Below are 16084 nucleotides of genomic sequence, written 5' to 3'. Positions count from 1 at the left end.
ATATAGTAGGAGGTGATAATTTATGAAGTTCTTTGGCCCAAATAAAAAAGATATATGGGATCAATTTTCTAAAGAAATTAAAGGCGAATTCAACTGTGAAGAGATGTCAGTCATTAAAGAATTCAAGTCATATAAAATAGAACTTAAAACTGAAAGTGGAAGAAATTCACCAGTCTATACTATAATCTCCTGTGTAATTCCAAATAAACATAATCTAAAGTTTAAAATAATTGGAGATTACTATGAGAGGTATATTTTTAACTACACGAAACTAATGGATTACATTATAAAAGATGATGAATTAAAATCCAAATATATAATCAGAAGTAATAGTAGTTATATAATTGAAAAATTATTAGGTGAACCTGAAATAGTTAATTACTTACTAAAAAATCGAGATTTATTTATAGAATATAGAACTGCTAATATCATGGATATGATGGAATCTGAAAACCCTAGTAATTTTAGTATTTTAAAATTATCAATTCTTGGTACAATCATGGATAACGCTCTTCTAAGAGACATGTTTGAATTATCTGCCAATATCATTGACATTATTGATACTATAAATTCAAATCAGGAAAATCCATTAGTAGTGAATACTCCTAATATTATAGATGTAATAAAGTCTTCTGCTAAGAATCTCTATGAAACATCTGATAAAATCAACTCAATGGCAAATAAATTCATCCATAAAAATAATATTGAAAATCAAGTAAAAGACGATGACAATCCCAAAGAAAGTATTCCTTCAAAAAATACAAAGACTTATGAAAAAACTGTTTCTGAAACCAATCCCCAAAAAACAATTGATATAAATCAAATAACATCTATAAATTTTACTTATTCAGAAGAAGTTAAACTTGATACATCATTAGATTCTTTAAATATGGATAATCTATCAATCTCAACAGATGATTTACAAATAACAACAGATGATTTAATAGTTCCTTCAATATCAACAGAAGACTCCTCATCTGACAACTAATTTTCCAATACAAATTTAATTAATGTCTCTTGAGTAATATAACTTAAGAGACATACATCTTCTTCTATTATAGATGCTATTTTATTTATTCGTTCATCTCTATCAGAATTTCTTGTGTAAATATTCAGCTCACCTTCATTTATTCCATATAAACAATTATCTATGGTTATATCCCCTATATTTATACAGCTATCCTTATATGAACTTTCTATTTTAGATAACCCCATCTGTTTTTTTATATTCCCAAAGGAAATAACACCGCATCTATTTACACTTGTAATTCTACGAATTTTTGAAAACAATATTTTTTTAGCTAATTCATCATTATTATTAAATAATCTAATTCTAACTTCGCAATAAGATTCACTTGCATCATTAATTTTTTTTAACTGTTCACTCCCTATTGTCCCATGAATAAAGAATTTCCTTATACCCAATAAATTTAATATCTTGTAACTAACTAAACTATTCTTACCTCTTAATTCTTCTACTGTTGAAATACCATCAGGTATTACTCTGTTTTTTCCATTCTCATCATCTAAGAAAGCACATATATTACTTGAATACCCCTTAAGAATCTCTAAAGTGTTAATTACTTCATCTACTGAAATTCCAGAAAAGACTCTCACACCTTGAGGTAAAACAAATGATAGATTTCTAAAATTTGCTCCTTTCTCTCCCATATATTTTAGTGTCTTTTCATTAAGAATTTCCCATCCAACAAATATATGTATATAATCGTTATAACTAATCTCACAAATTTGTTCTATGTTACTAAGTTCTTTATAAAATATGCCACTTACTCCTGTTAAATATAAATCCTTTAAGTTATATACACTTTCATCCATAATATTTAAACAATCTTCATCCACTTGCAAAATTAAATCTAATTTCTTTTCTTTAACTTTCTGAATAATTCTATAAATATATCCCTTTAGATACTCTTTTCTCTCCATCCCCTCTATTACTCTTAGAAAAATTCTATTATAATTAAAATTATTTACTATTTCTATTTGTTGTAGAATGCTCTCAAATGATTCATTATCATAAAGAATAAAAAATAATCCTTTAATAATATCCATCCCCTTTACAACTTTCTATAGGTTTTTAAGCTCAACTATTAATTTATACTTGTCCAAAATACTTTAAATGCTCTATATTTTAAGACAGGGATAAATTAAGCTTCACAAAAACCCTTTATTAATACTTTATTAATTCTCTTATTGAGATATACCATTTCCTATGATAATGAAATTTGAAAAGAACAACTAAAATATTTGCCTAAAATAAAAAGCACCCTAGGGTACTTTTCATACTATACTATTAACATTTTTTACAGTTGCACTTTTTTAATAATTTAAATAAAGTTTCAATCTCTCTTACAACATCTTCAATTTTCTCTAAAGCTCTACTATATAAACATACAGCCTTACAATACTCATATTCATTACAACAAGGGTCACAAAGTGCTTTTATATCCCACAAAGCATATTCTACAGCTTCTGTATTTCTAATAGCTTTTTGAATAAAACAATCTACTTCATAACTACAACAGAAGCATTTTTTCTTATAGCACCATGATAATTTCTCAAGAGTTTTATATAGACATTTAACATTTTCTTTCGCTTTACAGAAGAAATATTTAATAACCTCTCTGTGTTCACAAGGATTCTTAAACTCAAAAATTGCTAATATTGCAATTCTTGCCCTAAATGCATATTTATAAGCTTCCTTTAGAAGTTCTCTTGTTTCACAGCAGCAATCACATTTTTTACAACATTTCTCATCACAATACTTATCTTCTTTATTGCAACATTTATGTTCGCAACACTTATTGTGATCAGTGGAGCATTTATTTGAACAGCAACCATTATCCCAACAATCCTGTTGCTTCTTGCAACATTTATCTTCCCAGCTTTTTTCATCCCAAGACATATCATGTTTTTTACAGCATTTTTCTTCCCAGTATTGGTCTTCCCCCCCTTTATTGTCCCAATCTTTTTTCTGCTTATTACAACACTTCTCCTGTTTCTTGCAACTATTCATATCATAATAATAATCTTTTTCCGTATAATCGGAGTGATCATTCCATTTATAACTCATTTTTTGCCTCCTAAGTTATTTAAAATATATACTTCTAATTCTTTTTTACGTATTGTTATTTCTTCAGTTGTTAAAACTATAAGTCAATACTATAATATGAAAAAACACCTGAAAGGTTCATTTTTATATGACCCTTCAGGTGCAAAGTGTATACTTTTAAAATTCCATTGAATTTAAATATTCCCTTGTAATAACCCTTTCCCCATTAATACTTATTACATGTTCCCCTTTTTGTATTGATATTTTATAAATATTCTTATCATTAGGTAATCTGCCAATACATCTTAAATTCAATTTAAAGTTATCCATAAGATTGTTTACATCTAATAAAGAAAGCATTTTTTTACATCTACCTTTAAATGCTCTTTCAGGATTAAGACTTGAAATACTCTCATTATCAAAGATAAAATCTACATTGAACCACTCATTTTCCATGTATATCTTTGTCTTACAAAACTCATCTACAAACTGTCTATTTTGATTTGCTCTTGATATTCTTGAGAATTCCTCTATCTCATCTATAAATGCAAGAAAGGCAGAAATATCAGAAATCCCTGTAATTTTATAATCACTACTTGTATGATTTGTGATAGCACTCATAATATTTAACTTTTCCCTTACCTGCTTATTCTGTGCCCTATTAGCACTAATCTTTTTATCTACACTTATTATTCCTAAGTCTTTGAAAGCTTCTAGATTCTCAAACAAAATATATGCACTAATAATACCATGTTCATACTCTTCAAAGTTTTTTGAATATATGATTTGCTTATTTAAATCAACCTTATGATTATAATCCATTTTAAGAACTTCTTTAATAATTCTCTTATTTTTATCTGATAATTTCTTATATTTTTCAATATCTATACCAATGAAATCATATCCCCCCTTTTTATTTCTTCTCATTTTCATAGCACTTAAACTTTCGTTAACTTCGTTTGGCGAGTATCTATTTAATATCTCATTCTCATAATTTGACAGAGTCACCATAGAACTCAAGGAATCTAAAAATGTTCGTATATTATCTAACTTAGAAATATTAAAACTTAATTTCATTTTCTTCACATCATTAAACCCATATACTCTTAAAATTTTATCAATTGAATTATTTATTTTTGTTATTTTTTTTAATGGATATCCTAAGTCATGAGTCAAAGCAGAAACGCATCTCACTGATGCTTCTAAGCTTTCTCCTTGTATTATTTCTTTCATATTTTTAATCAAATCATCTAAGTATCCATCATCATTAATTAGTTCAACCTCTCCGAGAAAATCCATATTTTTGAATGATTTCTTTGCTCCTTTAACTAACCCCTCAAACTCATCATCATAAAAAATATATTCTCCAAGAAAATACACCCATAAAACATGTAAAGTATGATCTCTATAAAAAGAATCTGATGCAAAAATAAGTTCTTCAAACTCTATAAATTTATCAAAATATTCAAATAATCTATCATATCCATCTTTATTTTTATCAATAAAACTCATAGATACTTCAAAAAGCAATTTCCATAATTTACTAGCAACATTAATTTTCCCATGAATATCTTCACAATCCATAAGTTCCTCAATTAGATATTTTATCTTAATTTTTACTTGTTCTTTTCCTTTTAAGAAATCGATTTTATCTGATTTCATAAGATGAATATAATTTATTAAAACATCATTTTCATTTAAAAATCCAATTGTATCTTTCATTTTGTCCCCCTACATTTCCATATATTCTTCTCTTGAGTAAAATTCATTACTATTTAAATATTCAGGTATGTATTGTTCAACCCCATTAACCATAATTCTAACAAATTTTGTCTCAATAATTATCTCATATTCATTCTCATTATCTTCAAGCCTGTCTAGACACCTTAATCTTATCTTTAAGTTTTCTTTCAAATTGCTGATGTCAAATTTCCTCAGAAGTATCTTACACCTTTCTTTAAAGGCTCTTTTGGGATCTAGACCTTGAATTTTTTTATTATCAAAAATGAAATCTATATTCATAAATTCTTCATCTGCATACATCTGTGTCTTGCAGAATTCATTTATAAACTCCCTATTCTTATTCCCCTTAGTTATCCTTGAAAATTCTTCAATTTCATCAACAAATAACAATAAGCTAGATACATCATCAATTCCCGAAATCTTATACCCCTTACTTGTATGATTAGAAATAGCCTGAAGTATTTCATATTTTCCTAGTATTCTAATAATGTTATCTCCATATTCTGGTATGCCTTGTTTCCAACTGATGGAATTTTCTGTAAAACACCTTAACATCTTAGATAGAATATATGCACTCATTATTCCATGCTCAAAATTCTCAAAATCTCTACTGAATCTTATTTTATCTTTTAGTTCTTCAACAGTCTGAAAATTAAAATTAAGAATCTTTGCTAAATCATCTTTTCTTTCGTCGCTTAATTTCTCATACTTATCAGCATGAATTCCGTAGATAGCTCCCTCTTTGGTAATTTTCATTATATCGAATAATTCCTGCCTGTTTTCACATTCATATTTATTTGATGCAAAATTAAAGCTCATTGGAAGTATCTCTAGTAACTTTTCAATATAATATTGATGGGTCACATCATGAGAAAAAGAAAATTCTTCTTCATATTCCATCCCCATAAACGGAGCAATCCCCTTAACAGCATTGTTTATCTTATTAATTTTTTTCAAAGGATACCCCAAATCATGTGTTAGTGCGGAAATGCATCTTTGAGAATCTTTAAGATAATTTGAGTTTATCAAATATTTTAACTCCTCCGTTAATAAATTAAATCTGCTATCTTTAATAGCTATTAATTCATTATAAAATTGCGTTACAGGTTCATCATCAAAGTCTTTTAAGAATTTATTAAAATTACCACTTTTCACAATATACTCACCTAGGAAATAAACCCATAAACTATGAAGAGTATGATCCCTATAAAATGCGTCAGATGCGAATATCAACTCTTCAAATCTTACATACTCATCAAAATATTCAAATAAATCATCGTATCCTTTTTTATCATCATCTATAAAACTCATAGCTTCATAGAATAAATATTTCCACAACTTTTTGGCTATCTCAATCTTATTATGTATTTTTTCTTCATGAATTAGCTCTCTGATAAGTTCTACTATCTTTTCCTTATAAACTTTTTCTCCAGATAAAAATTTAATTTTATCTTCATCAATTAATTTTAGATAATAATTCAAAACGTATTTTTCGTCTAAATTAACAACATTAAGCTCTTTACCCAATTTTACCTCTCCTTGCTTTAATTTGTATGTAATCCATTTACATAATTTTATATCAAATAACCCCATCGGTCAAACCCATAAAATGTAATTCTCACTCATTAACTGTTACCTTTAATTTTTTATTCTAGAATATATATCAATAATGATTTAAAATAGAATAAATGGAGGGTTAATTATGAATATAACTAAATTACAAGGAAAAGTCCTTATGGTTTTCTCAGCATTCTCAGCATCTTTAGGACAGTTAATGTGGAAGCTCAGCAGAAGTGAATTAAATTTGTTACTAATTAGTGGCTTGTTTTTATATGGTATAGGATTTATAACAATGACCATCGCTTTTAAAAGTGATGAACTTTCAAAATTATATCCTTTTATGAGTCTAAGTTACGCTTTTGCCACAATATATTCTCTTTTAATATTAAAAGAGCCTTTATCTCCATCAAATATACTTGGTATTATATTAATTATATCTGGAGTAATACTGTTAGGAAGTGATAAATAATGTTTTATACACTAATAATTATCAATACATTACTAGGAGCCATTGGCGGTCTCTTGATTAAGATTTCTTCATGTAAAGAGAATTCTCAAAGAACTTTAATAGAATGGATATTATCAAAAGAGTTTATATTAGGTACTTTTTTTTATGTAATAGCCATAATTATGAATATTATTCTTCTTAAACATATTCAATATATAGTTTTTATTGCATGTTTATCTTTAACTTATGTTTGGACATTATTTTTATCTAATATATATCTAAAAGAAAAAATAACTAGAAAAAAACTCCTTGCTATATCATTGATTATTATTGGAACAATAATAGTATCAATATAAAATATAAAGGAGATCTTCTATGACTTTTTTATTTATAATTATAGGTATACTTATTGCAATACTATTATTTATGTATTCAAAAAATACACAGCAGCCTAATAATTTAGGTATCAAAAATGGTAGACTAACTCCACTTCCAAACAAACCAAACTGTGTATCAACACAAACAACTATGGGTGGAAAAAAAATAATACCACTTCCATTCAAAGATAACCTTGTTAAGAGTAGAGAAGAAATTTTATGTATTATAAAATCCTTTCCTAATACTAACATAATTGAAATGAAAGAAGATTACATATACGTAGTTTTTAAAACGTACAGAATGAAATTTTATCATGATGTGGAATTCTATTTTGATATTAAAAATAAAGCAATTCACTATAGATCTGCTTCAAGAGTTGGGTATTCAGATTTGGGGTTAAATCGTAAAAGATATAATATTATTAGGAATATGTACTTTAAAAACATCTAAATAATAATGTAGAATGTATAATGGATAATTGATGATGATGGATGTTTCTGCATACGCAGAAACTACATCTTATCGTCCTTTAAATCAAGATAGTTTTACTCATTTTATCTTGTAATAAAATATGGTATTTATTCTACAATGTTTTATTTAAATAAAACGAGTAAAACCCAATTGTTTCATAACCAATAAGATTATAATTTCACAGAGTGAAATGTCAATCATTCTCCATTCTACATTCTCAATTCTCCATTTGTTTTACGCTTTTCCTTTAACTATTCCAATAGCTTTACCAAATATATATATATCATCATTTAATATAACAATAGGATCATACTTTTCATTTTCTGGCATTAACATAGGATTTTCTTCTTTGAGATTTAATCTTTTGAGTGTTGCTTCTCCATTATAACTAGCTGCAACGATATCATTATGCACAACTCCTTGTTGTTTGTGTATAATTACATAATCACCATCATTGATATTAGCATTTATCATACTGTCACCTTTAACTTTTAACATAAAAATATCTTTTTTTCCCTTAAACCAAAAGCTTGGCATATTCATTGAATCTTGCTGACCATCTTCTATATACATTGGCTGACCAGCAGCAATATTACTGAATACTGGTATGGTAATAAGCTCTTCTTTTTTTATTTCTGTTTCAATATCTTCCTGATGCAAAATCAACTCATCATTAACACTTGGGTCATGACTCAAATCAAATCGCTTATTATTATTTAAATTAATAAATTGGAATTTCTCAATTCCATCTCTATAATTCTCCTCATATTTACCAGCATTAACTTCAAATATTTTATTTAATTTAATCTTTTTTGCTTTTTTCGAAACATATGAATAATCCATTCTTTTTCCTCTAACTAAGACACCTGTTTCATTATGAACTCTATCTTTATCTATTACCACTGATAGTGTAGAGTACTCTTTATCACATGCGCATTCTTGATAGAATTTAAGTTCTCTTTCAGTTAATAGTTCTCCTCTATGTATAAATATATGTGAATATTTACAACTAATATATGCTTTCTTCTCAATAAGCTTTGTAACTATTTGATATTTATCAGTATATCCATTACTATTTAATCTTTCATAAAATAATTTATACATTTTGTATAGTGCTTTTCTAGAGGATGAATTTTTTTTAATTTTCCCTATTACCGCATCTTTCTCTTCAGCATTTACCGCTGTTTTTCTACTACAAATAGAATAATCCTCTTCTGATAATATTCCCATTGATTCTATCCAATTAATTTCTCTTAAAAAAGCACTAATCTTTTTATTCTTAAATAGCTTAATTCTTGGATATTTTCTTTTAAAATCCTCAATAATATCTTCCAACATACTTTCAAAAAACATATTATCATCTTTAAGCTTTAAGGATTTATCTCCAAATTCATTCCATAAATCATATAAAAAATTTTCTTTATCTTTAAATTCTATATTTTGACTATAAAAAGAAAATAAAGTTCGATAATTATTACATTTTATTTGTTCATCATATCTTCTTTTAATAATTTCTCTATTTTCATTAGTTGTAATAAAAAGAAGCTTGTCCTCTTGATTAAAACTATAATTGTTCTTTAAATATGCAGCTCTATTTATTAACGTTGTCAACTTACCTGTATTTGTTTTACCAGTAATAAGTAATAGTTTTTCTGGCTTGCCATTCACTACTTTCTTCTGTTGTAATGTAAGTTTCATACTGTCCTCCGCAATTTATGAATTATTTCCTAATTAATAAAGAAAAAACACAAGTTACTGTGCTTTTCTTAAATTATCATCTTATTTAATTATACTTATAGTAAATCACTTATTCAATAATATTAAGAACTTTAATCTTATTAGTTTATTTAATTACTACCCATCAGAATAAAGACTATACATTTTTTGAATACTTTCTTTAATTTCTTTTCTAAACCACTCCGGCTCTATTACCTCTATTTCATTGCACATGCTTAATATAAATTTCTTTAATCCATCTATGTACACTCTTCCACTTATTAAATAACTATCTTTATTTTCAGAAATACTTGCATAAGGAATTTCTTTAAGAATATAATTGATATCGCTTCCATAATATCTTAACTTAATTCTGGCAAGTCTACTTGATGCTGCTCCATTAAAATACTTTTTAAATTCTCCCATATCAAAATACTCGTTAAATTTATTTTCTTTTTTATTATGTATCTCTATCTTTTTAATTAAATCTAATCTCTGATTTAAAGGAGTACAAATATGTATCTTATCCTTTTCATATTTATAATATATTAAATGAATATTGTCTTTATATACTAACACACCTAAAGGATTCACCTCAATCTTTTGGTTGTTATTATGTATCAATACTTTTTTATTATGTATAGCTGCTTGAGATAACTCCCATGTGAACTTTATCATATTATTCATCTCTTTATGTTCATAACTCAACCCTCTAATTTCACTAAATAAAGCTTTATATATATTTTCTCTGTCTTTATTATTTATGATTATAAGTAATTTTTTTGTTATCTTAACAACATCTTCTTTATTTAATGTTCTACTACTTATAAGAAGCTTTAACAAATAAAATATCTCTTCTTTTCGCAAATAATATTCATCTCTTTTATAGAGAACATATCCATTCATTTTTTTATCAAACTTTATTTTTATTCCTAACTCTAAAAGCTCTCTTTTATTCTCAAAATACAACTTCAACTCTTCTACATATCTTAGTATAGTCTTACTTGTTAGATTTTCATCCTTTGCAATATCCTTAACGTATATAACACCACCCGAAATTAGAGTATTATACATATCTAACATTATATATGATTTTTTTCTTAATCTCTCCTGTTTTAACTTGTCCACCCAATAATCACCTTTTCCATTATAATAAATAGTAATATAATTTTATATTTCTATACTTTAAGGTATCCAAAAATTATTACTACCAGCTTTTCTTCTTTTTCTTTTATCATAATTTTTGAATTTATTGATGACTGTTCTTTAACTATTTTTAATATTTGATCATTTATACTATTCATAAAAGTTAAAGATATAATATTAAATTTAGTACTATAGACAATTTCAAAACTTTTTTCTCCATTAATCTTACCTATTAATCCATTGATAGTCTTCATTTGAATTATTTCAATATTTCCATGTAGAATATCATTAAACTTATCTGTTAATATATCAATTATCACCCATTCCACCTCACCCATACTTTCTCACTCTAATATTTTACACATAAGGCAGGGACAAAAACTGTCCTTTTTCATCATTTGTTGCAATATTTTAGATTCATTTTATTATTTTTCTTCAAAAAAATAAAAAAAGTACAATAAATTGTACTTTTTTATTTTACTCTGCTTCATGATAACTCAAACAGTAATATAGTGCATCCTTTAATTTTGGAACACCACTTTCTATAATGGTATTTGAATTGTAAGGCATTTTTCTAAATATTTTTTTACTACCATCTTCAAATCTAGCTTCAATTACTCTAAAATTCTTAAATAATTCATTTGCTTTTTCATAATCTATAGGTTTAACTATTCTCCATTTATCATTAAGAGATACATGTTTTTTCTTTCTATCTGCATTTTTAATCTTTCTGTGAATAATTTCTTTAGTACTCTTTCTTACAAATAAAGTATGACCAAATCTATTAATCCCTCTATATGTTGGATTTTCATCTAATATCGTAAGTAGTTCAATTGTTCCTATATTATATTCCATAATATCACTCCTTTTATTATCAATTAATTTTCATTATCAAACAATAAATATAAAACTAACTTTTATGCTAAATCAAGCACAAAAACTATCAAATTTATCTTATGTGAAATTATTAATCTGAATTAATTATTAGTAATGTACGTATGATAGAATCATTAATTTACTTTAAAGTTATCGTTCAAATTTACAGACTTGACATTTAGATTTGAAGTATCTTATTAATATTTTACAATACTTTTATGCTTATGTCAAATTTATTATTTGATAGAAAAATCCTTTTTTTAAGTAAAAAAAGGTATCCCAATACCCATAAATACTATACTTCCAAAGTCCAATTCATCAAAGAACACAAGCTTTAAAAAGTCCAATTTTACATAGAAATCGAATTATTAAAATATTTTTTTACCTATATTATATATATATATTGCAAACCCATTTAGAATATTACTAACTAAAGTCTTCCCTAATATATCAATAAAAATACCAAAATTAAAATGATTTTCTATGCTCGTATTTCAATATTAAATATTGTTTATGTCTAATTAAATCATTTGATCATTATTGAATTAAGCTTTAAGATTGGCACTAATCCTCATATACCAATATCTTGTTAATTTAATCCAATATATTAAAATACAATTTACAAAACACCCTATAATCCACAATTAATTGCCTTTTTTTCTATAAATGTTATCATAGTATTATATTTTCATTTTTTAGGAGGGCATTATGGAATTTTTTAATAATAAATTATACCAAAAATTTTTCAGAGCATACTTTGGAAATTCATTATTTAAGATTAGATTCAATTGTACCTTTAAAGAGAAAATAGAAGTAAATCAATGTCTTTTAATCACTAATCTAGTACGTGAAAATTTAATAGCATTGATTTTATTTTTATCTAATATTTTTCTATTACTAATGGATATTTTTTTTAATAAAGATATTTTTAATAGCAATGAAAATTTTCTTTTCCTTTTTTATTCAAGAATTGTATATTTATTTTTTTTAGTAATCTTATTGTCTTTATTTATGATTTTTAGAAAAAAATTTCATTCTCATTTATTTCTTCAAAAATCATTTCATTATTTATTTATAATAATCACATTAACTTGGGTATTATTTATATCAATAAATGCTCAATTTCTTCATGGACAAATATCAGCTTTTATAATTTGTTTATTTACTCTTGCTTTTTTCATAACTTTAAATAAATATGAAAGAATTACATTCATATTATTTCCTACGTTAATATTCAATGTACATTTATTTTATTTAATGAATGAGAGAAACATACTAGCGGGTAATATAATGAATTCTATATTTTTATGTTTTTTATGTTATATAATATCAATTTTTCAAGAACTTTTTTATAAAAGTTATCTAACTCAATCAAAAGTACTTAATTTAAAAAACCAAGAATTATTACATATAAAAGGAACGTTAGAACAAGAGATTGATAAACGTTCTGAAGAACTAACTAATGCACATAATCTTTTACTAAATGAAATTTTAGATAACCATAATTATGAATTAAAAATCCTTAAATCCAAAATGGAATTAGAAAAGAATCAAGAAAAACTCAAACAAGTTGAAGCTTATGAGCAGCTTAGGGCTGAATTCTTTGCAAATATTTCTCATGAACTTAAAACCCCCTTAAATGTTATATTCTCTGCTCAACAAATTCTCGAAAAAAATATTTTTGATTCTCAATACCCTGTAACTAAAGAAAAAAAGTATTTAAAAATTATAAAACAAAACTGTTTTAGATTAATTAGATTAATTGGTAATTTAATAGATTTAACTAAAATCGATTCAGGTTATCTTAATGTAACCTTATCAAATAATGATATTGTAAAAATAACAGAAGATATAACACTTTCAGTAGCAACTTTTATCGAAGATAAGAACATCCAATTAATTTTTGATACAGATATTGAGGAAAAAGAAATTGCATGCGACCCAGAAAAAATTGAAAGAATTATTTTAAATCTATTGTCAAATGCTGTGAAATTCACTCCTGAGCACGGAAAAATTTATGTAACTATTAAAGATAATTATGATAACATAAATATTATAGTAAAAGATACTGGAATTGGTATTCCTTTAGATATACAAGATAGAATATTTGATAGGTTTATACAAGCTGATAAATCTATCAATAGAAATCGTGAAGGAAGCGGAATAGGATTATCTCTGGTAAAATCTCTAGTAGAACTTCACAATGGTAAAATAACCTTAAAAAGTTCTCCTGATCAAGGAACCGAATTTATTATATGTCTCCCTTGTAATACTGTTCCTGAATCAAACATTTGTGAAAATATTTCACCTAAGGAATATTCATATAATGAACATATCGAAAAGATTTTCATTGAATTTTCTGATATATATTTCAACTAAAATCAAAGAAGAATGCTTATAGCATTCTTCTTTGATTTTTAAATTATAAATTGATTTATTTGCTCCTCAAGTTCAGCTGCAGTATGACTTAGACTTTCAGCCGATGAACTAACTTCCTCAATTGCATTGAGTTGTTGTTCCATAGACGCTGTTACTTCTTCAGATGATGCAGCAGTTTCTTGGGATATAGCTGAAATATTTTGAACTGCTCCTAATATTTCATCTTTATCCTTATTCAGTTTATTTATTGCTTCATTTACATTAATTATTGTTGTACTTATTGCCTTTATAGACTCATTTATCTTATCAAAAGAATTGTTAACTTCATTAACAGCTTCATTTTGCCCAACAGAAATATTTTTAACTTCTTCCATAACTTTAACAGTTTTGTTACTTTCATCTTGTATTTCAGATACAATATGATTAATTTCCATAGCAGCATTATTAGATGCTTCTGCTAACTTTCTTATTTCCTCTGCAACAACAGCAAAACCTCTTCCTGCTTCTCCAGCTCTTGCAGCTTCAATTGATGCATTAAGAGCTAATAAATTTGTTTGTTCAGCAATTGATGCAATAGTTTCAATAAAACTGCTAATATTCTTAGATTTATTATCTAGTTCTATTATTGCATTCTCAATTCTATAAATAGATTCACTATTTTCGTTGTTCTTATTTTTCAACTCTTCAATAACTGCTACACTGCTTTCATTAATATTTGTAATTATCTCAGTTGATTCAATCATAATACTAGAACTATTATGCAACTCATCTAACTTCATTGATAATTCACTAGTTAATAAAGCTGCATTTTCTGCTTGTCCCGCTTGCTCTGAAGCACCTCTTGCAATTTCCTCTACAGCATTAGTAACTGCCTCAGCTGACGCATTTGTCTCTTCTGATGTAGCTGCTAACATTTCTGATGACTCACTTACTTTCTTAGATGCATCTCTCATATTTTTTATTAACCCTGAAACCTGTTCAGCCATTTTATTAAATTCACCAGCCATTAATCCTAGCTCATTTTTAACATTTATCTTACTTCGTTTTGAAAAATCACCTTGTCCAACAATCTCCAAATCCTTTGATAAGCGTTTAATAGGTTTTACTAATGAAACTGCAAATAACCATCCAATTATTATCGCTATTAAAACTCCAATTCCTGAATATAGTTTCACACCATTTTTAAGTTCACTAACAGATTCTTCAATTTCATCAAAGGACATACATGCAAGAATATTCCATCCAAGTTTTTCAATTGTTACATACGTAGAAAACTTCTCTTCCACTTCATCATCTTTTGTTTTATTAATATATTCTACAGTTTCTTCACTCTCGTTTTTAATTGCTTCTTCAATTTCTGGTATTGGGATTACTTTTCCTAACTGACTAGGATCTGGATGCGTAAGAACTTTCCCTTTATCATACAGTACAAATACATATCCTTTTTTCCCAATTTTAATATCATTCACAGTATTTGAAAGAGTTTCTATAGGAATATCTACACCTAGTACCCCTATTAATTCTTTATTCCCATTATCATAAACAGCTTTACTGGCTGTTACCATCATTTCCTCTGTTTGACTATCAGGATAAGGATCACTCCACACAATATTGCCTTTACTCTCTACAGCATCTTTATACCAACCTCTAGTTCTTGGATCATAACCTGATTTAACTTCGATATCTCGATCATGATAAAAAATTCCATCTTTAGTTCCTAAGTAAACATCCACAACATCTTTTCTTGCCTCATTAGCAGCATTAAGATTCTTCAATAACCAAAGAACACTTTCAGAACTTTTAAGGGAATTTTGTACATTAGCCTCCCTACTCAACTGTTCTAATAATTCTTCATACCCTTTTAAATAATATTCGATTGACCTTTTTACTTCTTTTACAGTCTGCATAGATGATTCTTTATAAGTTTTATAAAGAATTTCCTGAGACTTAGAATAAGTTTGAGTACTCAAAAACAATGTTAATGATACCATAACAGCTATAAATACTGCAATTACCCTAACTTTAATACTAATATTCCTATTTTTCCCTATGTTTTTACTCATAACACCTCTCCACTTCCATACATTTCAAATTATTCCACAATAAACTCTATATTAGTTTACAAAGTTTTATCTATTTTGTCAATCTTCTCACCTTTTTAACTGTCATCTTTAAAAATTCAACTTATTAACCTTTTTTTAATTAATATCAAATATTTTATCTATAATATTTTAAATTAAATTAAATACATCTTGCTTTATAATGCAAGCTATTTAAGTTAATACATTATTTTCAAA

General features: G+C 26.2%; 14 protein-coding genes. 5 read left to right on the top strand and 9 right to left on the bottom strand.

Annotated elements, in window-relative coordinates:
- The first annotated feature begins 22 nt into the window (after positions 1-22).
- Positions 23-988, top strand: coding sequence for a hypothetical protein (locus OW730_RS10810; RefSeq protein ID WP_271229031.1), 966 nt, complete (start codon positions 23-25; stop codon positions 986-988).
- Here OW730_RS10810 and OW730_RS10805 read toward each other — a convergent pair.
- The 4 genes from OW730_RS10805 to OW730_RS10790 form a co-directional block, all read right to left on the bottom strand.
- Complete coding sequence (locus OW730_RS10805; protein WP_271229030.1) at positions 985-2070, bottom strand: MupG family TIM beta-alpha barrel fold protein; 1086 nt, start codon at positions 2068-2070, stop codon at positions 985-987. The two genes, OW730_RS10810 and OW730_RS10805, sit on opposite strands and share 4 nt — an antisense overlap.
- A gap of 241 nt (positions 2071-2311) precedes the next feature.
- Positions 2312-3091, bottom strand: a complete 780-nt coding sequence (locus OW730_RS10800; RefSeq protein WP_271229029.1) for a hypothetical protein — start codon at positions 3089-3091, stop codon at positions 2312-2314.
- A gap of 156 nt (positions 3092-3247) precedes the next feature.
- Positions 3248-4792, bottom strand: a complete 1545-nt coding sequence (locus OW730_RS10795) for a hypothetical protein (protein ID WP_271229028.1) — start codon at positions 4790-4792, stop codon at positions 3248-3250.
- Between the two features lie 9 nt (positions 4793-4801).
- The gene (locus OW730_RS10790) at positions 4802-6340 is read right to left on the bottom strand and encodes a hypothetical protein (RefSeq protein WP_271229027.1); all 1539 of its coding nucleotides are present in this window, start codon (positions 6338-6340) and stop codon (positions 4802-4804) included.
- A gap of 175 nt (positions 6341-6515) precedes the next feature.
- Here OW730_RS10790 and OW730_RS10785 point away from each other — a divergent pair, with 175 nt between their 5' ends.
- Genes OW730_RS10785 through OW730_RS10775 form a run of 3 tightly spaced genes read left to right on the top strand, consistent with a single transcriptional unit; the run spans position 6516 to position 7649 of the window.
- Positions 6516-6842 (top strand): EamA family transporter, encoded by a 327-nt coding sequence (locus OW730_RS10785; RefSeq protein WP_271229026.1) that lies wholly within the window; start codon positions 6516-6518, stop codon positions 6840-6842.
- Complete coding sequence (locus OW730_RS10780) at positions 6842-7177, top strand: EamA family transporter (protein ID WP_271229025.1); 336 nt, start codon at positions 6842-6844, stop codon at positions 7175-7177. Before OW730_RS10785 ends, OW730_RS10780 begins: the two co-directional genes overlap by 1 nt.
- Before the next feature lie 19 nt (positions 7178-7196).
- Positions 7197-7649: a DUF1499 domain-containing protein gene (locus OW730_RS10775; protein WP_271229024.1), complete on the top strand. Its 453-nt coding sequence runs from the start codon at positions 7197-7199 to the stop codon at positions 7647-7649.
- 255 nt (positions 7650-7904) lie between these two features.
- On the opposite strand, the gene OW730_RS10770 is transcribed toward OW730_RS10775, so the two are convergent.
- The 4 genes from OW730_RS10770 to OW730_RS10755 all read right to left on the bottom strand — a co-directional run bounded on the left by OW730_RS10770 (position 7905) and on the right by OW730_RS10755 (position 11387).
- Positions 7905-9368 (bottom strand): LexA family protein, encoded by a 1464-nt coding sequence (locus OW730_RS10770; protein WP_271229023.1) that lies wholly within the window; start codon positions 9366-9368, stop codon positions 7905-7907.
- 156 nt (positions 9369-9524) lie between these two features.
- Complete coding sequence (locus OW730_RS10765; RefSeq protein WP_271229022.1) at positions 9525-10514, bottom strand: helix-turn-helix transcriptional regulator; 990 nt, start codon at positions 10512-10514, stop codon at positions 9525-9527.
- Positions 10515-10564: 50 nt separating this feature from the next.
- Complete coding sequence (locus OW730_RS10760) at positions 10565-10852, bottom strand: hypothetical protein (RefSeq protein WP_271229021.1); 288 nt, start codon at positions 10850-10852, stop codon at positions 10565-10567.
- 157 nt (positions 10853-11009) lie between these two features.
- Complete coding sequence (locus tag OW730_RS10755) at positions 11010-11387, bottom strand: hypothetical protein (protein ID WP_271229020.1); 378 nt, start codon at positions 11385-11387, stop codon at positions 11010-11012.
- A 1311-nt stretch (positions 11388-12698) separates the two neighbouring features.
- Between OW730_RS10755 and OW730_RS10750 the strand changes: the two genes are divergently transcribed.
- Positions 12699-13787 carry a sensor histidine kinase gene (locus OW730_RS10750; protein ID WP_271229019.1) on the top strand — a complete coding sequence of 363 codons (1089 nt, stop codon included), beginning with the start codon at positions 12699-12701 and terminating at the stop codon, positions 13785-13787.
- 38 nt (positions 13788-13825) lie between these two features.
- Here the strand turns inward: OW730_RS10750 and OW730_RS10745 are convergent, their stop codons facing one another.
- Positions 13826-15850: a methyl-accepting chemotaxis protein gene (locus tag OW730_RS10745; RefSeq protein ID WP_271229018.1), complete on the bottom strand. Its 2025-nt coding sequence runs from the start codon at positions 15848-15850 to the stop codon at positions 13826-13828.
- Positions 15851-16084 lie beyond the last annotated feature (234 nt).

It is taken from the genome of Oceanirhabdus sp. W0125-5, assembly GCF_027938815.1.
GTDB lineage: Bacteria > Bacillota > Clostridia > Clostridiales > Clostridiaceae > Oceanirhabdus.
Note: the sequence above shows the minus strand (reverse complement) of the source record. Positions and strands in the feature narration are given on the sequence as shown.

Excerpts from the sequence above, each read along its gene's own strand:
- OW730_RS10800 (WP_271229029.1), bottom strand. The coding sequence starts at position 3,091 with ATGAGTTATAAATGGAATGATCACTCCGATTATACGGAAAAAGATTAT.
- OW730_RS10805 (WP_271229030.1), bottom strand. The coding sequence starts at position 2,070 with ATGGATATTATTAAAGGATTATTTTTTATTCTTTATGATAATGAATCA.
- OW730_RS10775 (WP_271229024.1), top strand. The coding sequence starts at position 7,197 with ATGACTTTTTTATTTATAATTATAGGTATACTTATTGCAATACTATTA.
- OW730_RS10750 (WP_271229019.1), top strand. The coding sequence starts at position 12,699 with ATGAATTCTATATTTTTATGTTTTTTATGTTATATAATATCAATTTTT.
- OW730_RS10810 (WP_271229031.1), top strand. The coding sequence starts at position 23 with ATGAAGTTCTTTGGCCCAAATAAAAAAGATATATGGGATCAATTTTCT.
- OW730_RS10745 (WP_271229018.1), bottom strand. The coding sequence starts at position 15,850 with ATGAGTAAAAACATAGGGAAAAATAGGAATATTAGTATTAAAGTTAGG.
- OW730_RS10770 (WP_271229023.1), bottom strand. The coding sequence starts at position 9,368 with ATGAAACTTACATTACAACAGAAGAAAGTAGTGAATGGCAAGCCAGAA.
- OW730_RS10755 (WP_271229020.1), bottom strand. The coding sequence starts at position 11,387 with ATGGAATATAATATAGGAACAATTGAACTACTTACGATATTAGATGAA.
- OW730_RS10780 (WP_271229025.1), top strand. The coding sequence starts at position 6,842 with ATGTTTTATACACTAATAATTATCAATACATTACTAGGAGCCATTGGC.
- OW730_RS10795 (WP_271229028.1), bottom strand. The coding sequence starts at position 4,792 with ATGAAAGATACAATTGGATTTTTAAATGAAAATGATGTTTTAATAAAT.
- OW730_RS10785 (WP_271229026.1), top strand. The coding sequence starts at position 6,516 with ATGAATATAACTAAATTACAAGGAAAAGTCCTTATGGTTTTCTCAGCA.